Annotated in this window: 19 protein-coding genes; 17 read left to right on the top strand and 2 right to left on the bottom strand. The window is 45.7% G+C overall.

Annotated elements, in window-relative coordinates:
- The first annotated feature begins 3 nt into the window (after positions 1–3).
- The 16 genes from CXF82_RS14240 (at position 4) to CXF82_RS14315 (ending at position 16,254) form a co-directional block, all read left to right on the top strand.
- Positions 4–273, top strand: coding sequence for a flagellar biosynthetic protein FliQ (locus CXF82_RS14240; RefSeq protein ID WP_101092207.1), 270 nt, complete (start codon positions 4–6; stop codon positions 271–273).
- 67 nt (positions 274–340) lie between these two features.
- Positions 341–1,141: a flagellar biosynthetic protein FliR gene (fliR, locus tag CXF82_RS14245; protein WP_101092206.1), complete on the top strand. Its 801-nt coding sequence runs from the start codon at positions 341–343 to the stop codon at positions 1,139–1,141.
- Positions 1,142–1,246: 105 nt separating this feature from the next.
- Positions 1,247–2,380: a flagellar biosynthesis protein FlhB gene (flhB, locus tag CXF82_RS14250; protein WP_102038493.1), complete on the top strand. Its 1,134-nt coding sequence runs from the start codon at positions 1,247–1,249 to the stop codon at positions 2,378–2,380.
- Between the two features lie 189 nt (positions 2,381–2,569).
- A complete protein-coding gene (flhA, locus tag CXF82_RS14255) occupies positions 2,570–4,669 on the top strand; it encodes a flagellar biosynthesis protein FlhA (RefSeq protein WP_102044417.1) in 2,100 nt (699 codons plus the stop codon).
- 11 nt (positions 4,670–4,680) lie between these two features.
- Positions 4,681–6,081: a flagellar biosynthesis GTPase FlhF gene (flhF, locus tag CXF82_RS14260; protein WP_102044418.1), complete on the top strand. Its 1,401-nt coding sequence runs from the start codon at positions 4,681–4,683 to the stop codon at positions 6,079–6,081.
- A 4-nt stretch (positions 6,082–6,085) separates the two neighbouring features.
- Complete coding sequence (locus CXF82_RS14265) at positions 6,086–6,967, top strand: MinD/ParA family protein (protein WP_102044423.1); 882 nt, start codon at positions 6,086–6,088, stop codon at positions 6,965–6,967.
- Positions 6,960–7,679: an RNA polymerase sigma factor FliA gene (locus CXF82_RS14270; RefSeq protein ID WP_101092202.1), complete on the top strand. Its 720-nt coding sequence runs from the start codon at positions 6,960–6,962 to the stop codon at positions 7,677–7,679. Before CXF82_RS14265 ends, CXF82_RS14270 begins: the two co-directional genes overlap by 8 nt.
- Positions 7,680–7,719: 40 nt before the next feature.
- Positions 7,720–8,103 (top strand): chemotaxis response regulator CheY, encoded by a 384-nt coding sequence (cheY, locus tag CXF82_RS14275; protein WP_101092201.1) that lies wholly within the window; start codon positions 7,720–7,722, stop codon positions 8,101–8,103.
- Positions 8,104–8,116: 13 nt separating this feature from the next.
- Entirely contained in the window at positions 8,117–8,854 is a 738-nt protein-coding gene (locus CXF82_RS14280; protein ID WP_101092200.1) for a protein phosphatase CheZ, read from the top strand.
- 13 nt (positions 8,855–8,867) lie between these two features.
- Entirely contained in the window at positions 8,868–11,012 is a 2,145-nt protein-coding gene (locus CXF82_RS14285; protein ID WP_102044419.1) for a chemotaxis protein CheA, read from the top strand.
- 93 nt (positions 11,013–11,105) lie between these two features.
- Positions 11,106–12,254: a protein-glutamate methylesterase/protein-glutamine glutaminase gene (locus CXF82_RS14290; RefSeq protein WP_101092198.1), complete on the top strand. Its 1,149-nt coding sequence runs from the start codon at positions 11,106–11,108 to the stop codon at positions 12,252–12,254.
- Positions 12,247–12,951 (top strand): hypothetical protein, encoded by a 705-nt coding sequence (locus CXF82_RS14295; RefSeq protein ID WP_102044420.1) that lies wholly within the window; start codon positions 12,247–12,249, stop codon positions 12,949–12,951. The genes CXF82_RS14290 and CXF82_RS14295 overlap by 8 nt, the downstream gene beginning before the upstream one ends.
- 64 nt (positions 12,952–13,015) lie before the next feature.
- Positions 13,016–13,807 carry a ParA family protein gene (locus tag CXF82_RS14300; protein WP_101092196.1) on the top strand — a complete coding sequence of 264 codons (792 nt, stop codon included), beginning with the start codon at positions 13,016–13,018 and terminating at the stop codon, positions 13,805–13,807.
- Positions 13,791–14,705, top strand: a complete 915-nt coding sequence (locus CXF82_RS14305) for a chemotaxis protein CheW (protein WP_102044421.1) — start codon at positions 13,791–13,793, stop codon at positions 14,703–14,705. Before CXF82_RS14300 ends, CXF82_RS14305 begins: the two co-directional genes overlap by 17 nt.
- A gap of 185 nt (positions 14,706–14,890) precedes the next feature.
- The gene (locus CXF82_RS14310) at positions 14,891–15,382 is read left to right on the top strand and encodes a chemotaxis protein CheW (RefSeq protein WP_101092194.1); all 492 of its coding nucleotides are present in this window, start codon (positions 14,891–14,893) and stop codon (positions 15,380–15,382) included.
- A 455-nt stretch (positions 15,383–15,837) separates the two neighbouring features.
- The gene (locus tag CXF82_RS14315; RefSeq protein WP_180961017.1) at positions 15,838–16,254 is read left to right on the top strand and encodes a DUF2802 domain-containing protein; all 417 of its coding nucleotides are present in this window, start codon (positions 15,838–15,840) and stop codon (positions 16,252–16,254) included.
- A 993-nt stretch (positions 16,255–17,247) separates the two neighbouring features.
- Here the strand turns inward: CXF82_RS14315 and CXF82_RS14320 are convergent.
- Both CXF82_RS14320 and CXF82_RS14325 read right to left on the bottom strand, forming a co-directional pair.
- Positions 17,248–17,556 (bottom strand): EscU/YscU/HrcU family type III secretion system export apparatus switch protein, encoded by a 309-nt coding sequence (locus CXF82_RS14320; RefSeq protein WP_101092192.1) that lies wholly within the window; start codon positions 17,554–17,556, stop codon positions 17,248–17,250.
- Between the two features lie 31 nt (positions 17,557–17,587).
- A complete protein-coding gene (locus CXF82_RS14325; protein ID WP_102044422.1) occupies positions 17,588–19,234 on the bottom strand; it encodes a hypothetical protein in 1,647 nt (548 codons plus the stop codon).
- Between the two features lie 235 nt (positions 19,235–19,469).
- Between CXF82_RS14325 and CXF82_RS14330 the strand changes: the two genes are divergently transcribed.
- On the top strand, positions 19,470–20,234 hold the full coding sequence (locus CXF82_RS14330) for an MlaA family lipoprotein (protein ID WP_101092190.1): 765 nt from the start codon (positions 19,470–19,472) through the stop codon (positions 20,232–20,234).
- Positions 20,235–20,389: the final 155 nt, after the last annotated feature.

The raw sequence follows: 20,389 nt of genomic DNA on the forward strand, positions 1-20,389 counted from the left end.
CTTATGACTCCAGAAGCCCTGATTGATATCTTTCGAGAAGCCCTTACCGTGATTGTCACCATGGTATCGATGATTATTGTACCAGGATTGATTGTGGGTTTGGTTGTTGCCGTTTTTCAGGCTGCGACCTCAATTAACGAACAAACATTGAGTTTCTTACCTCGTCTACTGACGACGTTATTTGGCTTGATGTTCATGGGCCATTTGCTGGTGCAAACCATGATGGAGTTCTTTTTGCAGATGGTGAATATGATCCCGCAGGTCATAGGCTAATCATGCCTACTATACGACAACATGTTATTCCGATGCTTAATAGGCATTTAGGCGTAGTGTTGTAGCTATGGATATTTTACTCGATACTATTATGGGCGGAATTGCCGGTTACATGTGGCCGCTAACACGCATATCCAGTATGTTTATGGTGATGGCTGTTTTCGGCGCCAATACCACGCCCTCGCGAGTGAGATTAATGCTGTCACTGGCCGTTACCGCTGCCGTTGTGCCTGTTTTACCTCCAATGCCAAACATTGACCTGTTTTCATTAAGTGCTGTTTTTGTCACGTTCCAGCAGATCATTATTGGTGTATCAATGGGCTTTGGCTCTTTATTGTTGATGCAGACCTTTGTGTTAACAGGGCAAATCATCGGTATGCAAACCAGTTTGGGTTTTGCTTCGATGATCGATCCCAGCTCAGGTCAGCAGACCCCCGTAGTGGCTAACTTCTTCCTGCTGCTGACCACTCTGATATTTCTGGCCGTAGATGGGCACCTAGTCTTAATTAAAATGGTTGTTGCCAGTTTTGACTCCATTCCAGTGTCGATGAACGGCCTCAGCTTAGCCAGTTATCGGCTGTTCACTGAATTTGTCGGTTACATGTTTGGCGCGGCGCTCACGATGTCGCTGTCAGCTATTGTCGCACTGCTCACCATCAACCTCTCATTTGGTGTCATGACCCGTGCATCACCGCAATTAAACATTTTTTCTATTGGTTTCCCGGTGACCATGGTAAGCGGCCTGTTTATTCTATGGCTTACATTGACGCCTATCATGGCTCACTTTGATGAGGTTTGGCGTGAAACGCAGATTTTGCTGTGTAATGTACTAGAGCTGCAGTGTAATTCAGAAGGCACAATCAATTAATGGCTGCATTAATAGCGGGACTTATACCGGGATTAAGCCTTAATGGCTGGCGACCTTGCACTTTGAAGCCTTGTAGCTTCAAAGATAACACTCTGGTCAGTCACAATGGCTGAGAACGACAGCAGCCAAGAAAAAACAGAGGAAGCAACCGCCAGGAAGTTGCAACAGGCCAAAGACAAAGGGCAGGTTGCACGCTCCAAAGATTTAGGCACCTCTGCAGTGCTTATTGCGGCTGCTGTGGGATTAGTGATGACTGGGCCGAGCATTGCCAAGGCGATGCACAACATTATGACTAACTTGTTTGTCATGACCCGCGAAGAGATTTTTGACACGCGGCAAATGATGAATATCTGGAGCATGGTCGGTAACGAGTTAGCGTCGCCGTTGTTGGGTTTTATCGCATTTCTCGCCCTAATAGCTTTCGTGGGCAACATCGCACTTGGTGGCATGTCTTTCTCTGCTAAAGCCTGCATGCCAAAATCCAGTAAAATGAATCCAGCTAAAGGCTTAAAGCGCATGTTCGGTGTGCAAGCTGTGGTGGAGTTGACTAAAGGTATCGCGAAGTTCTCCGTTGTGGCAATAACGGCTTATTTAGTCCTTAATATTTATCTGAATGATATTTTGATGCTGTCGCAAGATCACTTGCCCGGCAATATTTATCACGCGCTTGATCTCGTCTCATGGATTTTCATCTTGCTGTGCGCATCAACATTCTTAATTGTTGCCATTGATGTTCCCTACCAAATTTGGAATCACAGCAAAGAGCTGAAGATGACCAAGCAAGAAGTGAAAGACGAATATAAAGATACCGAAGGTAAGCCGGAAGTTAAGGGACGTATTCGCCAGTTACAACAAGAGATGGCTCAGCGCCGTATGATGGGCGAAGTGCCCAATGCCGATGTTATTGTGGTTAACCCCGAACATTACGCGGTTGCGGTGAAATATGATGCGACCAAATCGACAGCCCCTTTTGTGGTGGCTAAAGGGGTCGATGAAGTGGCATTTAAGATCCGCGAAATAGCCCGAGAGCATAATGTAGCTATTGTCACTGCAGCGCCATTAGCGCGTGCTATCTACCATACGACTAAAATAGATCAAGAGATCCCGGAAGGTCTATTTACCGCGGTTGCTCAGGTGCTTGCGTATGTATTTCAGCTTCGGCAATTCCAAAAAGGTAAAGGGCGTCGCCCTAATGCCGTCCCCACAAAACAGCCTATTCCTGATGAGTTGAAGCACTAGCGGCTATAACTCACATTTCTCAGCTATAAATTGTATAATAAACAGTCAGTTGTTTGGTTGTCCATTCTTTGGTTATTCGTTTCAGGTTATAGTGTGCGCCGCTCTATGGTGTGAGCAGATTGATCTTGTTAATATTGGTACTAATTTTGCAGTACAGCTAACAAGCGTCAAAGATTGGACTCAGGGTGAATGGAACTTAAGGCAAGACTAGGGCAATTAAAGCAATTAAAGCCCGCACATTTTAAAGGATTGGGTACCCCTATATTGGTTTTAGCCGCATTGGCTATGATCACGTTACCCATGCCTGCTTTTCTGCTGGATATTCTGTTTGCGTTTAACATAGCACTTGCCTTAGTGGTGTTGCTTGTTGCTATTTACAGTGACCGTCCACTTGATTTTGCCGCATTCCCGACAGTCCTGCTGATCGCAACCTTACTTCGACTCGCACTTAACGTTGCCTCTACCCGAGTGGTATTACTTGAAGGCCACAATGGTGGTGATGCCGCAGGTAAAGTCATTGAAGCCTTTGGCTCTGTGGTGATTGGCGGTAACTATGCCGTGGGTCTAGTGGTGTTTTTAATTCTAATTATCATCAACTTCGCGGTAGTGACCAAAGGTGCTGGCCGTATCTCTGAAGTTAGTGCTCGCTTTACGCTAGATGCCATGCCGGGTAAGCAGATGGCCATCGATGCTGACCTCAATGCCGGGCTGTTAAGCCAAGAGGAAGCCCGTGTCAGACGTGCAGAAGTGACCCGTGAAGCCGATTTCTATGGTGCGATGGACGGTGCGTCAAAATTTGTAAAAGGTGATGCGATTGCAGGAATAATGATTTTAGTGATTAATATTCTTGGCGGTTTTGTCATCGGTATGGCGCAGCACGGGCTTAGTTTTTCCGATGCTATAGAAATTTATACGCTACTCACCATTGGTGATGGCCTCGTCGCTCAGATCCCTGGTCTTTTGTTGTCAATTGCCGCCGCCTTAATGGTGACTCGCCAAAATGAATCGGGCGATATGGGCGAAATGATGATGAGCCAGATGTTTGACAGCCCCAAAGCGCTTGCCATTGCCGCAGCGGTTATGTTTGTAATGGGTATCGTGCCGGGCATGCCACACTTGGTGTTTATATCGCTTGCTGTTGTTGCTGGCGGCTCTGCTTACTTAATTAAGAAAAAGAAAGAGACTGACCGCGAGCGTGCATTGGAGTTGGCGAAAACTGGCCCCGTTGAAAAGCGTGATACCCAACCTAAAGAATTAAGCTGGGATGATGTTCAACACGTTGACACCATTGGTCTTGAGGTCGGTTATCGTTTGATCCCGCTGGTAGACAAAGGCCAGGGCGGTGAGCTACTCGGCAGAATTAAAGGCGTGCGTAAAAAGTTGTCGCAAGAGTTAGGTTTTTTAGTGCCAGCGGTACATATTCGCGATAATTTAGACCTGTCGCCTAACGCGTATCGGATCTCATTAATGGGGGTTTCATCTGGTGAAGGCGAAATTCGTCATGATTGCGAGCTAGCGATTAACCCCGGACAAGTTTTTGGCAAGCTCGATGGTATTGAAACCACCGATCCTGCCTTTGGTTTAGAAGCCGTATGGATTGCGCCAGAGCTTAGAGAGCATGCACAGACTCTAGGCTATACCGTGGTAGACGCTGCCACGGTAGTGGCCACTCACATCAGCCAGCTGCTTACCAATAATGCCTCTAAGTTATTGGGTTATGAAGAGGTTCAGCAACTACTGGATATGTTGGCTAAAAACGCACCTAAGTTGGTTGATGGCTTTATTCCTGATGTAATGTCTCTGGGAACCGTGGTTAAGGTGATGCAAAACTTATTAAATGAAGGCGTGTCTATTAGAGACATGAAGACCATCGTACAAACATTGTTAGAGTATGGGCCTAAGAGCGCTGACACCGAAGTGCTCACTGCCGCTGTGCGAATAGCGTTAAAGAGAATGATCGTACAAGAGATCAGCGGACCAGAACTGGAAATCCCTGTCATTACTTTGGCGCCAGAGTTGGAACAAATGTTGCATCAGTCTATGCAAGCAACGGGAGGCGACGGTCCTAATATTGAACCCAGCCTTGCAGAGCGTATGCAGAAGTCATTGGTTGATGCCACACAGCGCCAGGAAATGGTCGGTCAACCCGCAATATTATTAACATCTGGCATGCTACGTTCGACGTTATCAAGATTTGTTAAGCATACGATTCCAAACCTGAGGGTGATCTCTTATCAAGAGGTACCTGATGAAAAACAGATACGCATCGTATCCGCTGTTGGGCAGTAGAGGGCGAATAATTGAAGATTAAAAGATTTTTTGCAAAAGATATGCGCTCGGCCCTAGCTCAAGTTAAAGAAACTTTGGGTTCAGACGCTGTGATCATGTCGAATAAGAAAGTGACCGGCGGCATTGAAATTGTCGCGGCGGTAGATTATGACGATCCAAAACCACAGATCCCTGCAGCAGCGCCGTCTCCTGCAGCATTTACCGACCTTAGCGATGAAAAAGTTACCTTAGGTTCGCGGGCGAATATAAAGACGGAAACGCGCATTAAGCCAGCGCTGGCTCCCGATTCACTGCAAGCCCTGCTTGAACGTCAGCAAAGCCGCATGAGCCAGCAAACATCGGCAACGGGCAGCGAAGAGCTCGATATGCCGCAATGGGCTAAGGGATTACAAGCCCAAATTCCGCAAACTAAGCAACCGCTTAAGGCTGAATTTACGCCGAATAGGGCACCAGACAGTTTTAGTCCTCAAAAGCAAAATAACAGTGCAGAAATGGACGTGATGAAAGAGGAGCTCGCGTCAATTCGTAGCTTATTGACTCATCAAGTTAGCGCGTTAATGTCTGAGCAAAAGAAACGTATCGATCCTGTCGGCGCAATGTTAGAAAGCAAATTGCTTGAAGCTGAGTTTTCACCCGCAATCGCCAAAAAATTGTCAAGTTTGAGTGAACATTACAGTCCAGCAGAATTAGTGGCCTCTTTACCGCGCAGTTTAGCGAATTTGCTCGACAACCAAGGCGACGATATTGTACGTCAAGGTGGTGTTGTGGCATTTGTGGGCCCAACTGGGGTGGGTAAAACGACGACAATTGCCAAATTGGCGGCCAGATTTGCCGCGCATCATGGCTCAGATCAAGTCGGACTGATTACCACGGACCATTATCGCATTGGTGCCTTTGAGCAATTGGCAACCTATGGCAAAATAATGGGCTGTCCAGTTAAGCAGGCTCATGATTCTAATGAGTTAGAACAGATTCTGTATCAATTTAGAAATCGTAAGTTGGTTTTGATTGATACCGCAGGCATGGGGCAGCGAGATCTGCGACTCTTCCAGCAACTCGATAATTTAACTGCAAATAGCAGAATACCTATCCGTAGTTATCTGGTAATGTCTGCCACTGGTCAGCGTCGCGTATTAGAAGATGCTGTAAAACAGTTTACCCGTATCCCGCTTTCCGGCGCGGTACTGACGAAGTTAGATGAATCAGTGTCATTAGCGCCAGCGCTAAGTGTATTGATCCAAAGTGGGTTACCTTTGAGTTATGTGACTGATGGACAACGCGTTCCAGAAGATATGCAAGTGGCTGACACATTAGCTTTAGCCAATCGAGCATTAGCGGTGTTAGATAACGAACAATTAGAACCATTACATAATAGTGAACGGTCACAAGAGATGACCCATGCATTCGAGTAAAAACATGACTCCCGATCAAGCAAGCGGTTTACGTATGATGAATCAGCCAAACAATGCAAAAGTAAAAGTTATCGCCGTATCAGGTGGTAAAGGTGGCGTTGGTAAAACCAGCGTGTCAATTAACACGGCTGTCGCGTTAGCAGAAAAGGGCAAACGTGTTGTGGTTTTGGACGCGGATTTGGGTCTAGCGAACGTCGATGTGATGCTAGGTTTGCGCGCAGATAAAAATTTATCTCATGTTTTGTCTGGAGATGCCGAATTAGATGATGTCATCTTAAGAGGACCAAAAGGCATTGGGATCATTCCAGCGACTTCTGGCACTCAATCTATGGTCGAACTGACTCAGGCACAGCATGCGGGTTTAATTCGTGCCTTTAGTGAGATGAAAACCCAGTTTGACATCTTAATTGTGGATACCGCTGCGGGTATTTCCGACATGGTGCTGAGTTTTTCTCGTGCATCACAAGATGTGTTAATTGTGGTGTGTGATGAACCAACGTCGATTACCGATGCCTATGCATTGATTAAAATTTTGAGCCGCGAACACGGTGTGTTCCGTTTCAAAATTGTCGCCAATATGGTGCGGAGTTTGCGAGAAGGGATGGAGCTATTCGCCAAGTTAAGTAAAGTAACAGACAGATTTCTGGATGTTGCCCTTGAGTTGGTCGCGACTGTACCTTTCGATGAGAATTTACGTAAGTCTGTCAGAAAGCAAAAGTTGATTGTGGAGATGTTTCCCAAGTCTCCAGCAGCGATTGCTTATCATGGACTCGCGAATAAAATATTGAGCTGGCCTATACCTTCTCAACCAGGTGGACACCTAGAGTTCTTTGTTGAACGATTGGTGCAACGTCCTGATTATAATGAGGATAAGTCTGGTGAATAAAGCGGCCGCGTATACTCGTTTTGATAATAAGACCTCTATCGTTGAACAGTATGCACCGCTAGTAAAAAGAATTGCCCATCATTTATTGGCGCGCTTACCGGCGTCGGTGCAGTTAGATGATTTACTGCAAGCGGGTATGATGGGGCTGTTAGAGGCTTCATCGAAGTTTGATGGTAGTAAAGGCGCGAAATTTGAAACCTTTGCCGGGATCAGAATTCGTGGCTCTATGTTAGATGAAATAAGACGCGGCGATTGGGTACCTAGATCGGTACATCGTAATCAACGTCGCGTTGCACAAGTGATTGATGAATTAGGCCAAGAGCTTGGGCGTGATGCACGTGATCCCGAAATCGCCGAGCGACTAGAGATGCCGCTCGAAGATTACTACAGAATTTTGAATGATGTGTCTGTGGGTAAAGTGGTCGGGATAGAAGATTTAGGCGTTGCCGTTGATGTGGTTAACCACGACGATAACCAAGATGATGTAGCCTATGAGTCGTTAGCTAAAGTTGAATTTCATTCAGCATTAGTGGCGGGGATAAAGCTATTACCAGAACGAGATGCGCTGGTATTGTCATTGTATTACGATGAAGCATTAAATTTAAAAGAGATTGGGGCCATTCTTGAGGTCAGTGAGTCTAGAGTTAGCCAGATCCATAGTCAGGCGATGCTAAGACTCAAAGGTAAACTCAAGCACTGGACGCAAACATAACAATAAACGAACATAAAAAATAAGCTCCGCGGAGGAAACCTTGAACAAGAATATGAAGATTCTTGTTGTTGATGATTTTTCAACAATGAGACGTATCATCAAGAACTTGTTGCGAGACTTGGGATTTAATAATACCCAAGAAGCAGATGACGGTTCGACAGCCTTACCTATGTTACAGAAGGGTGATTTCGATTTTGTCGTCACCGACTGGAACATGCCTGGAATGCAAGGTATTGACTTATTAAAGGCGATTCGTGCTGATGATAACTTAAAGCACCTTCCAGTACTGATGGTGACAGCGGAAGCTAAACGCGAGCAGATTATTGCAGCCGCGCAAGCTGGGGTAAATGGGTATGTAGTTAAACCCTTTACTGCAGCAACGCTAAAAGAAAAATTAGAGAAGATTTTTGAGCGCTTAGGTTAAGCAAGGATGAGCAATGCAGCAATATACTTCAGGGCTCATTACTCTCGAGCAAGCTGAGAGTCTCGTCGCGTTACTTCGTGATGGCGAGCAAGCACAAGCCGATGAATTGGTGAGAGAAATAGCTTCACCTATTCAAAAAGAACTCTTCGATGAAGTGGGTCGTTTAACGCGCCAACTTCACAGTGCTATCGTAGACTTTCAAGTGGACAACCGCTTGGTAGAGCTAGCGAATACCGAAATTCCAGATGCCAAAGAGCGTTTGACCTATGTCATCGAGATGACAGAGCAAGCGGCTAATAAGACCATGGATGCGGTTGAAGAGTGTTTACCTTTAGCAAATGCATTAAGTGATAATATTCAGGCAGTGAAACCGGCTTGGGACAAACTCATGCGCCGTGAACTGCCATTAAATGAATTTAAAGCTCTGTGCCATGATATTCAACAATTTGTCGATAGAAGTGAATCGGACGCAAGTCGAGTCAGAGAACTGCTTAATCAAATACTACTAGCACAAGACTTCCAAGACCTAACTGGCCAAATGATCCGTCGTGTAATTGAACTCGTCAGAGAAGTGGAAAGTAGCTTGGTTTCTATGTTAACCGTCTTTGGTGAGCAACCTGCGTCAATTGCAGAAAGTACACCCTTGCTCGATGTTGAAGCTGAAGGTCCTATTATGAATGCAGAAAAACGTCAGGATGTTGTGACGGGTCAAGATGAAGTTGACGATCTGCTTTCGAGCTTAGGTTTTTAAAGGAGTCAAAAGAATGTCCTTTGATGTTGATGAAGAGATACTGCAGGACTTTTTGATCGAAGCCGGTGAGATTTTAGAGCTTCTACAAGAACAACTAGTCACGTTAGAAAATAACCCTGACGATACCGATCTGCTCAATGCCATTTTTAGAGGGTTCCACACGGTAAAAGGTGGTGCAGGTTTCCTCAGTTTGACTCCAATGGTAGATGTTTGCCATGAAGCTGAAAATACCTTCGATCTATTGCGTACTGGCAAGCGACAAGTCAGTGCTAATTTAATGGACGTTATTTTACAAGCGGTCGATGCCATCAATACTATGTTTGCTGAAACTCAGGCAGATCAGCCTCAGTCTCCAGCGGATCCGAACTTGTTAGCGCAGCTTAAAACACTCAGTGCAGGGCAATTATTGCCTTCAGAGTTAGCGGATGCTCAAGTGGATCAAACAACTGCTGATGTTGAAGAAGCAACGATTATCGAAACCGTAGTTGCCCCTATTACAGCGGCAGTAGACATTACCAGTGGCGGCAGTATTGACGACATCAACGACGCTGAATTTGAAGCTTTGCTCGATGCTTTGCATGGCAATGGTAATAGCCCTAGCGCGAATACCGCGGCTGATAGCGTTAATGTAGCGAGCGCAAGTACTAGCGACATCACCGACGACGAGTTTGAATCGTTACTTGATGAATTGCATGGCTCGGGTCAGTTTAAAGCCCCCTCAGCGCCAGCCGTTGTAGCAGAACCCGCGCACGTTGTGGATTCTGATGAAATCAGCGACGATGAGTTTGAACGCTTACTTGATGAACTTCATGGTGCTGGCAGTAGTCCAGGAGCGGTGACTGAAGTCACTCAAGCATCACAAGCAAGTTCTGCGCCCGTAGTGCAAGCCATTACCACGTCACAGCAAGCAGCTGTGGTCGCTCCAACACCAAAACCCGCGGTTCAAGCCAAAGCTAAGCCTGCGGCTAATACCCCGCAAGCAGAAACGACGGTACGCGTCGATACTTCAAGACTTGATCAGATAATGAACATGGTCGGTGAGTTAGTACTGGTTCGTAATCGCTTGTTGAGCCTTGGAGTCTCCCGTGATGACGAAGAGATGTCTAAGGCACTGGCAAACCTAGATTTGGTTACCGCTGACTTGCAAGGCGCGGTAATGAAAACGCGTATGCAACCGATTAAGAAAGTCTTTGGCCGTTTTCCACGCGTGGTGAGAGACTTGGCTCGTACCCTCAATAAAGAAATTGACCTTATTATGGTGGGTGAAGATACCGACCTTGATAAAAACTTAGTTGAAGCGTTAGCTGATCCGTTAGTGCATTTGGTCAGAAACTCCGTTGATCATGGTATTGAAATGCCAGATGAACGTGAGGCAAGCGGCAAACCTCGATCAGGCACTATTACGCTCTCTGCTAGCCAAGAAGGCGACCATATCCTACTGAAAATTGAGGATGATGGCGCGGGAATGGATCCGCAAAAGCTTAAAGATATCGCTATTAGCCGCGGTGTGCTTGACGCGGATGCCGCAGCGCGAATGACTGACGAAGAAGCTTATAATCTGATTTTTGCCCCCGGTTTCTCTACTAAAGTAGAAGTCTCGGACATATCCGGTCGTGGCGTTGGCATGGACGTTGTTAAAACCCGTATTACCCAATTGAACGGTACGGTTTACATCGACTCGCTTAAAGGTAAAGGGACACGTTTAGAGATTAAAGTGCCGCTCACCTTGGCGATTATGCCCACGCTTATGGTTGAAGTTGCCGAACAAGTATTTGCATTACCCCTGTCTAGCGTGAGTGAAATATTCCACTTAGATCTCACTAAAACCAATGTAGTTGATGGCCAATTAACGGTTATCGTGCGTAATAAAGCAGTACCGCTGTTTTATTTAGAGCATTGGCTTGCTCACAGTCGCTCAACGTTAGTCCATGGTGACAAACAACATGGACACGTGGTGATAGTGCAGTTGGGAACGATGCAAATAGGGTTTGTAGTTGATGGATTAATAGGACAAGAAGAGGTGGTCATTAAACCACTGGGCACCTTGTTACATGGTACGCCGGGAATGGCGGGGGCAACAATAACCTCCGACGGTGGTATCGCGCTGATTTTGGACGTTCCAGGACTACTAAAGCACTACGCTCGCAATAAAAGCTAGCGTTTCAATAAAGGAATAAGCAGAAAGTCTACTTTCACTTATTCCTTTTTGTATAGTGGCAAAGCAGTAACCCCATGCGTTATAGGAATTTAAATGGGCATTAAAGTACTAGTTGTCGACGATTCGAGTTTTTTTCGACGACGCGTTAGTGAGATAGTCAGTCAAGATCCAGAGCTTGAAGTCGTGGGTACCGCAGTCAATGGCGCAGAAGCCGTTAAACTCGCTGCCGAGCTTAATCCACATGTGATAACAATGGATATTGAGATGCCAGTCATGGATGGGATCACTGCCGTTAAGCAGATTATGGCTAATAGGCCGGTCCCCATTTTGATGTTTTCATCATTAACTCACGACGGCGCTAAAGCGACATTAGATGCACTTGAAGCGGGAGCGCTCGACTTTCTCCCCAAGCGTTTTGAAGACATCGCAACCAATAAAGATGATGCAATTGCATTATTACAGCAGCGGATTAAAACCTTAGGGCGTCGTCGTTTATTCAGACCCGCTGTGAGGCCACAAACTGTTACTACAAGAACACGCACTAGCACGGCGCAACCGCTAGCGCCTATGCGCTCAGGAATTATAGCGAGTGCTTCATCGCCATCACCAGTGGTAGCTGAACGGGCGAGTAGCCGTTCAACGGTCGTTGCGCGTGCCAGTGGCAAGAAATACAAAGCGTTGCTTATCGGCACCTCAACCGGCGGGCCCGTTGCACTTCAAAAAGTGCTAATCCAACTGCCGGCAAACTATCCGTACCCGATCATCCTTATTCAACATATGCCCGCGGCGTTTACACCGACTTTTGCAACCCGCCTCAATAGCCTATGTAAGATCGAGGTCAAAGAGGCTCAAAACGGCGATCAACTGCGTGCGGGTTGTGCCTATTTGGCGCCAGGCGGTATGCAGATGATGCTTGAACGTGGTGGCAGTTTTGGCCGCATTAAAGTGCTGGCTGGTAAGCCTGAAATGAATTACAAGCCCAGCGTTGATATAACCTTCGCCTCAGCATCTAAGGTGTTTGGTGGCGATGTGCTAGCAGTGGTATTAACGGGCATGGGCGCAGATGGGCGAGAAGGGGCACGCATGCTGAAAACGGCAGGTGCCAATATCTGGGCGCAAGATGAAGCAAGTTGTGTGGTTTACGGCATGCCTCAGGCTGTGACGAATAGCGGTATCTCAACAAAGTCCATTAGCATCGACCAAATGGCGGAATCGATACTAAGAGAGACGTTCCATGGCTAGTCAATTGCAGTATTTACGGGGTAAAAAAAGCATCAAAGGCGCAGTTAATACGGTGTCATTGTTGCTGATCTTTTTACTCAGTATCGCTGTATTTACCTTGGGTTCGCTTTATTTGGAGCTCAGATATAAACATCAGTTGCTCGTTGGTGAAGTTACAGAATTAAAAAACAGTCAAATTTTGTTTATGGTGCCAGATGAACAAGCCGAAGTTATGGCTCAATGGATGGCGAATAATCCCGTTTTTGTGCAGTCATATGCTGAGCGAGCCCGCAAGGGAGAGATAACGACCATGCCGCTAGGCGATGGTCGTGCCGAGAGTGTCGCTCGTTTGGAAAGTGTTGCACCAGATAATGGCGCTATCACGATCAACACAGCAACAACACAACTCGGCGCTGTGAATATTGCTAAACAAATAATCCAAGAGGTTACCGCTAATACTATCGATGAACGAGCGAGTGATAGCGACAAGATTGCGACAAATATTACCAAAGACCGAGTCGCTGTTGATATTAAGGGTGAAACCCCGCCGTTAGCGATAATAGATGCCGATAGTAAAGGTGCTGAGGTGATACTTGATGAGCCGCAACTGACTCTTCCTGTAAAAGCGAAGAGGGTAACCATCGCTGAAGATGGGGTGAAACTGATAAGTCTCCCTCATGGTGGGATCAGGATCACAACTCGAGCGCTAGAAGAGTAACAGTCGGTTAAGTGCGAGTTAAAGTACCTCTTAAGGCGATGGCTGACCCATCATAAGGATCATTTTGAAAATTTGGACCATAGCAAACCAGAAAGGCGGCGTTGGTAAAACAACGACTGTTGCTAGTTTAGCTGGCGTATTTACCAAAAGAGGTAAGCGCGTATTGATGGTCGACACCGATCCGCATGCCTCTTTAGGTTACTATTTAGGGATTGATAGTGAGGAGATCCCTTGTTCCTTATACGATCTGTTCTTAGCGAATAAAAGTTTAACCAAACAAAATATTGGCAATTATATTGTGCCTACAAATGTTGCTGGACTCGACTTAATTCCGTCAACGATGGCATTAGCGACCTTAGATAGGAGCTTGGGTCATCAAGAGGGCATGGGGCTGATTTTAACGAAGGCTCTCGCGCTGTTAGACGACCAATATGATGTGGTATTAATCGACTGCCCGCCAGTGTTAGGTGTGTTGATGGTGAATGCTTTAGCGGCCAGTCAGCATATTATCGTGCCAGTGCAAACCGAATATCTAGCGATTAAGGGGCTTGATCGCATGGTTAAAACCATGATCCTTATGGGGCGATCTAAAAAAGTCCAATATAGCTATTCCATCGTGCCAACCATGTTTGATAAACGCACCCGCGCAAGTACCGCAGCGTTGTTGCAATTGAATCAAGATTACCATGACAATCTTTGGGATGATGTTATTCCCGTAGACACTAAATTTAGAGATGCAAGCTTGAGTCATTTACCTGCTTCACATTATGCACCGCGCAGCCGTGGTGTTAAAGCTTACGAGCGATTACTTGATTATTTGCTCGCGAAGGATTTTTCCCATGTCAAAAATGGTTGATGACGCGGTATGTGATTATTTCGCTTTACTGCTTAATGATGCTCCAACGGTTGATGACGCAGCTACAGACACCAGCAGTGTAGACAGTTCCCATTTGCGCGCTGAGCCAAGTCGGCTACGACAAAATGACACTGCGGCGCAGAGTAAAGAGTTTGCTCCTGTAGAGGTTGAAGCACGTATCAATCAGCAAGCGCTAGCTCAGTTATTAGCACCAGTGTCGGCATTAGAACTCAAGATAGAGCCAAAACCTGAATTTGAACCAAAGCTTGAACTTAGTCATCAAGATGCAAACGTTAATTCAGCTCAAGCAACAATACTTCAGCCGCAAAAGCCTGCGTTACCAGAACAAACAGCCCTCAACCCATTAGCAGAAAGCATTGATCTCAAAAAAGTTAAGCATGCTGCAGCGCCGTCAGTGGCGGCCAGTATCACTACAGACTTGATTGAGCAATTAGATGATGAGTTCCAGGTGCTATTTTTTAAAGTTGCCGGGCTGACATTAGCGGTACCGTTAGTGAGTTTAGGCGGGATAGTCAATATTGAACGTATTAATCATTTAATGGGCCGACCTCATTGGTATTTAGGCGTACAGCTACATCGGGAAGCACAACTTAATATAGTGGATACCTGTGCTTGGGTGATGCCTGAAAAGTATGATCAAACATTAGCGCAAAATGTTGCCTATAAATACATCGTGGTACTGCAAGACAGCAACTGGGGCTTAACGTGTGAATCACTGGTCAATACCGTGAAAATTCATAAGTCTCAAGTTAATTGGCGCAGCCAAGCAGGGAAAAGACCTTGGCTTGCGGGCGTGGTTAAAGAGCAAATGTGTGGCATTTTAAATGTAGAAGCTTTGGTTGCGATGCTAGATTCAGGTCTCGGTAGCCAAGGCTAGTTTGAAGATAAATAGCGTAGGCTGGCATTATTTTAAAATGCCAGTTTAGAAATACGACCAAAGGCCGATAAAAGGGTTAGGTCGGTAATATTTCGATATTAAATTGATTGGTTTGAAGTGCATAGAAAGATATGCTTATTCTGAAATTTAAATAGATAGTCATAGTGCTATTGATTGAGGCGATTATGAAAAGTTCAAATAGTGCAGCTGTAGCAGGCAGTAATGACGATGCAGTATTACAATGGGTGACTTTTAAGTTAGATAACGAAACTTATGGCATCAATGTAATGCAGGTACAAGAAGTGCTGCGTTATACCGACATAGCTCCCGTTCCAGGTGCACCGCTCTATGTCCTCGGGATCATTAATCTACGTGGTAATGTAGTGACGGTTATCGATACGCGTTCACGTTTTGGTCTCGCCTCGGCAGACGTTAATGATGCTACTCGTATTGTGATTATCGAAGCTGAAAAGCAAGTTATTGGCATTTTGGTCGATAGCGTTGCAGAAGTTGTTTATCTTCGCCGTTCAGAGATTGATAATGCACCGAATGTGGGTACTGAAGAGAGTACTAAGTTTATCCAAGGCGTGAGCAATCGTGAGAACGAGCTATTAATCTTAGTTGATTTAGATAAGCTACTGTCAGATGAAGAGTGGATGGAATTGACAGAGATTTAATGAAGTAAAAGCCGGTTCGAGCAGAGACTTTAAAGCCAGTTTAAAGCCGGATAGTGCTGAGATGGTTCGAGCTGAGACTTGAAAGCCGGTAAAGAGCCGAATAAAAGCCGGTTTAGAGACGGTTCGAGCTGAGACTTGAAAGCCGGTAAAGAGCCGAATAAAAGCCGATAGTGCTGAGACGATGATCGGTTAAGAGCCGGTTAAGAGCCGGTTAAGAGCCGGTTTAAAGACGGTTCGGGCTGAGACGGTATAAGCTGAGACGGAAAAGCTGGTACAAACTAAGACGATGAAGTAGAGATGGAAGAAGTTTGCTGGAGCTTAGCTGTATTTTGTTTTAAGCTTTTCTGCTTTTTCCGTAAGCGAAGCGTTCCGTAGTGACGCAGTCGCGTTCCGTTATACGTAAGCGAAGCGTTCGTCTTAGATTTTAATCCCTTTTAATAAAAGAGCCATTAATGATCACAACTGAACTGCTTATTGCTGCTGCGATATTATTTGTCGTTACCTGTATCTTGCTCGGCCTGTTTTTACAAAAACAGGCGGAAAAGCTGCGCACAAAAGTCGAGGCGTTAACCTTATTGGTTAAAGATGGCGATAAGCAAAGAGAAGCGGTTAAGCGAGAACTTCAAGAGCTCAGAAGTGGCACTATTGGCGTGGGTCGCAGAGTGCTAGAGCTGGAAAAGAAGCTGCAACAGCAAGATGTCAAACTTGACGAAGCCAATCAACAAGATCCACAAACCCGATTGTATTCCCGGGCGATGAAAATGGTCAGTCTTGGCGCTGGAATTGACGAGCTGATCCAAGAGTGTGAGCTACCGAAAGCGGAAGCCGAATTGCTGATCCATTTGCATGGAAAGAACAGTAAGAGTCGGTAAAAGCTGATTAAAAGCCGGGTTAGAGCTGATTAAAGGCCGGTAGAGCTAAGACGGTGAGAATCGGTTAAAAGCCGGGTTAGAGCCGAATAAACTGAGAAGGTCGGCATTTATACCGTCGCTTTGCTCTTTTCTAGTTTTTACCGTAAGCGAAGCGTTCCGTAGTGACGGAGTCGCGTGCCGTGAGGCCATAGGCCGTTCATCTAAGACTTTACCGTAAGCGAAGCGTTCCGTAGTGACGAAGTCGCGTGCCGTAAGGCCATCGGCCGTTCGTCTAAGACTTTACCGTCTTTGCTAGTTTTTACCGTAAGCGAAGCGTTCCGTAGTGACGAAGTCGCGTGCCGTAAGGCCATCGGCCGTTCGTCTAAGACTTTACCGTCTTTGCTAGTTTTTACCGTAAGCGAAGCGTTCCGTAGTGATGAAGTCGCGTGCCGTAAGGCCGTCGGCCGTTCATCTAAGACTTTACCATTTTTCTCGTTTTTACCGTAAGCGAAGCGTTCCGTAGTGACGAAGTCGCGTGCCGTAAGGCCATCGGCCGTTCGTCTAAGACTTTACCGTCTTTGCTAGTTTTTACCGTAAGCGAAGCGTTCCGTAGTGACGAAGTCGCGTGCCGTAAGGCCATCGGCCGTTCATCTAAGACTTTACCGTCTTAGCTAGTTTTTACCGTAAGCGAAGCGTTCCGTAGTGACGGAGTCGCGTGCCGTGAGGCCATAGGCCGTTCATTTAAGACTTTACCGTAAGCGAAGCGTTCCGTAGTGATGAAGTCGCGTGCCGTGAGGCCATAGGCCGTTCGTCTAAGACTTTACCGTCTTTGCTAGTTTTTACCGTAAGCGAAGCGTTCCGTAGTGACGAAGTCGCGTGCCGTGAGGCCATCGGCCGTTCGTCTAAGACTTTACCGTCTTTGCTAGTTTTTACCGTAAGCGAAGCGTTCCGTAGTGACGAAGTCGCGTGCCGTAAGGCCATCGGCCGTTCGTCTAAGACTTTGCCGTCTTAGCTTTAAACCTCTTCCATTATTTTCTGATGCATGTTGTTCCATTTCTCTGGAAACTTGCCATCAAGCACATAAGCAAACGCGATCAGCTCTGCGATAAGCAAGTAGAGCTCTTTAGGGATCGCGTCACCCACTTCCAGCTTGTGTAAAAAATCACATAAGTGTTCATCTTGATGAATATAAACGCCAGCTTCTTCGGCCAAAGCAATCATCTCTTGCGCTAATGCATCTTCAGCTATAGCGGATACCGTCGGAGCTGAGCCTTTATCGTATTTTAATGCAACGGCTTTGGTTGGCTGTTCATGGTTACTCATCTAACACCTTTTTAGTTTTCTATTGGCATAATTACACTTTCACTTTAACGAGGTAGTGCTCACCTGGAAGTAAAGTGGCAGGTACCGATTGCTTGTGAGTGTTTACGCTGCTAATTGATATTCCTAACTGCTCGACTTTACTGCTAAGACTCGGGCTGAGTAATTTAACTTTGTTTAACAGTGTTTCACTATCACTGGCAAAATCGACCGATAAGCGTAACTGATGGTCTGTTGTTTCAGCAGCATGCGCAGTTGCTGTGATCAATAAGGGACCGCCAGACAAGTTAAATTTGAGTCTGAGTGTCCATTTATCACTGCGTTTAGATTGATCTTCTACCTGCTCAAAATGGCCTTCAAACTGCTCTTGATAATGATTGATGGAGTAGGGCAAGGCAAAGTACCAATGGTTAACACCGTCGAGTGTGCCTGATTGCTGCTGATATAGATTTAGGTTGTTGAGTAAACTTGCCAAAGAGGTATGGGTGCTCGTTGCTTCAAGTAATGACAATAGCTGCGGTGAAAGTCCAAGTTGGGCTTGTAACAACGCCAGCCTGTCTTGCAATGCGGGGCTTAACCCTTGGTTTATGGCTGCATGGCCGAGCATAAGCTGGCACAGTAAACTTAAGCTGCTGATATGGGTGGTAGGTGCCGTATTCCATGTGGCAGGGTCAACGTTGAGTTTAGTGAGGCTCAACAGTGCTTGTTGTAGCCTTTTGGGCTCACTTAACAACGGTATTGATTCAGGGGTCAGTTTTGGTATTAATTTAAACAGTGAACTTGCCAAGCTTGTTAGCGGCGAACAGTGCTTAACGGATGCTCTTGGCAATCCGCCCGCTTTTGCTAATGCTGATGCCAAATAAAGGTTGTGGTTTTGATTGGTGGACTGACTCTGGATATTGGGCTGGTTTTTGCTATGACTCACAGCCAATGAGCTTGCTGAGCTTTTTGACTCTAATGGTGATGAGGCAAGTGATCTGGGTAATGGGGTATTTTCAAGTTGTTTGAATAGCTGTTGATATTCATAGTTAACATTGGTTTTAGCTTTACCTGTTTGCACTGTGGATTGAGCCAAGTCGTGTGCATTTTGCTGCAGGTTATTATGCTTAAGTTGACCGTCAAAACTGATGGGGAGCTTAGCTTGAATAGGCGACAGTTTGAGTAACAGTTGCTGCTCTTTCGTTTTGATGGCGACGGAGTACTCACCATCGGGTAGCGAGGCTAGCATCAGCAGCGTTAGATTGGGTCCATTATTAAACTGCAGTTCAGTCCCTTGGTTTTTGGCATTCGGTAACAAGTACCCCTCAGCTTTTCTGCCAAGATTGAGTAGCTTTCGTTCAGAAATATTATTTCGGTTTGCGAGTGCTAACATCGCCTTAGGCATAGGAAAATAGAGAGATTGACCTATGGTAAGCAACTGCATCTGGGTCGCATTAGTGGCAAGCGTATTTTGCTGCACTATATTAAGTAGGAAAGAATGTGCTTTAGTCAGCAGTTGTGCAGCATGCGGCGTTTCCAGTATGACGGTATGTGTTTGTCCTGAAAATTGCAGCAGCGTACCATTTTTGCTCATTGTCGCTGTGACAGGAATAAGCGAAGTTGAACTGGCTGATAACGGCACATTTATGGACGCCTTATCCACTTTTACAGCAGCTGAAACTGAGTTAACAACGTTATCCAAAAGTCGGTCCTGTTTTACCCAATAAATCGATATGTATTATCACAATATTATGTTTGACCTAGCGGCTGTACTGAGTATCCTATGCCGTCTTACTCGGGCAATCATAATATTTATCGTTTATAACGTTAGATATAGCTTAATGATGCGGTCTTATCACTGTATCGGCAGCAAACTGAAAAGACTTTAGTCGAACAGTCGCAGTAAGAAATTTAGCCCCTTTTTCAAAGAGACAATTATGAAGTGTAAATGGATTGTGCTTTCTCTGGCGATAGTTGGATTTTCTACCATAGCTGCAGAAGATAACACCACGGAAGGTAATGAAGTAACAGTCACCTACAATGACCCGCGAGACCCTATTGAGGGGTTTAACCGAGCCATGTGGGATCTCAACTATTTGTACCTAGATCGATATTTTTATCGGCCAGTCGCGCATGGTTATAACGACTATGTGCCGCGCCCGGTTAAAAGTGGCATTAATAATTTTGTGCTTAACCTCGAGGAGCCAAGCAGTATTGTCAATAATACGTTGCAAGGCAAGTGGGGCTGGGCCGCAAATGCAGGTGGTCGTTTTACCGTCAACACCACTTTAGGCTTATTAGGCGTGGTAGATGTTGCTGAAATGATGGGCATGACACGTAAGCAAGATAACTTCAACGAAGTGCTAGGTTATTACGGCGTTCCTAACGGTCCCTATTTCATGGCGCCTTTTATAGGTCCCTATGTTACAAGAGAACTCGCATCTGATTGGGTTGATGATCTATACTTTCCTTTATCAGAGCTAACATTTTGGCAGACAGTGCTAAAGTGGGGTCTTAAAAGCCTGCACCAAAGGGCATCTGCAATCGATCAGGAGAGATTGGTTGATAATGCGCTCGATCCATATATTTTTGTCAAGGATGCATATTTTCAGCATATGGATTACAAAGTATATGATGGCGATATTCCTCAAAATGAAGATGACGACGATCTACTTGATGAATACATGCAGGAACTTGAGTAAATAATTATATTGTCGGTCATGAATAGAAAAGTGAGCCGACATAAAGCGGAAACATACAAACAAGGATGTGAGTTTACGCTGTTGTGAGTTAAGGGCCGGTTTCTTATACACATCTTACGCTGCCGAGGAAGAGGATATTGTAGTTCTGGTGGTCC

Origin of the sequence: Shewanella sp. GutDb-MelDb (genome assembly GCF_002836075.1) — a bacterium.
GTDB lineage: Bacteria > Pseudomonadota > Gammaproteobacteria > Enterobacterales > Shewanellaceae > Shewanella.

Coding starts and splice junctions, on each gene's coding strand:
- CXF82_RS14240 (WP_101092207.1), top strand. CDS start 4: ATGACTCCAGAAGCCCTGATTGATATCTTTCGAGAAGCCCTTACCGTG.
- fliR (WP_101092206.1), top strand. CDS start 341: ATGGATATTTTACTCGATACTATTATGGGCGGAATTGCCGGTTACATG.
- flhB (WP_102038493.1), top strand. CDS start 1,247: ATGGCTGAGAACGACAGCAGCCAAGAAAAAACAGAGGAAGCAACCGCC.
- flhA (WP_102044417.1), top strand. CDS start 2,570: ATGGAACTTAAGGCAAGACTAGGGCAATTAAAGCAATTAAAGCCCGCA.
- CXF82_RS14265 (WP_102044423.1), top strand. CDS start 6,086: ATGACTCCCGATCAAGCAAGCGGTTTACGTATGATGAATCAGCCAAAC.
- CXF82_RS14280 (WP_101092200.1), top strand. CDS start 8,117: ATGCAGCAATATACTTCAGGGCTCATTACTCTCGAGCAAGCTGAGAGT.
- CXF82_RS14285 (WP_102044419.1), top strand. CDS start 8,868: ATGTCCTTTGATGTTGATGAAGAGATACTGCAGGACTTTTTGATCGAA.
- CXF82_RS14290 (WP_101092198.1), top strand. CDS start 11,106: ATGGGCATTAAAGTACTAGTTGTCGACGATTCGAGTTTTTTTCGACGA.
- CXF82_RS14295 (WP_102044420.1), top strand. CDS start 12,247: ATGGCTAGTCAATTGCAGTATTTACGGGGTAAAAAAAGCATCAAAGGC.
- CXF82_RS14305 (WP_102044421.1), top strand. CDS start 13,791: ATGTCAAAAATGGTTGATGACGCGGTATGTGATTATTTCGCTTTACTG.
- CXF82_RS14310 (WP_101092194.1), top strand. CDS start 14,891: ATGAAAAGTTCAAATAGTGCAGCTGTAGCAGGCAGTAATGACGATGCA.
- CXF82_RS14320 (WP_101092192.1), bottom strand. CDS start 17,556: ATGAGTAACCATGAACAGCCAACCAAAGCCGTTGCATTAAAATACGAT.
- CXF82_RS14330 (WP_101092190.1), top strand. CDS start 19,470: ATGAAGTGTAAATGGATTGTGCTTTCTCTGGCGATAGTTGGATTTTCT.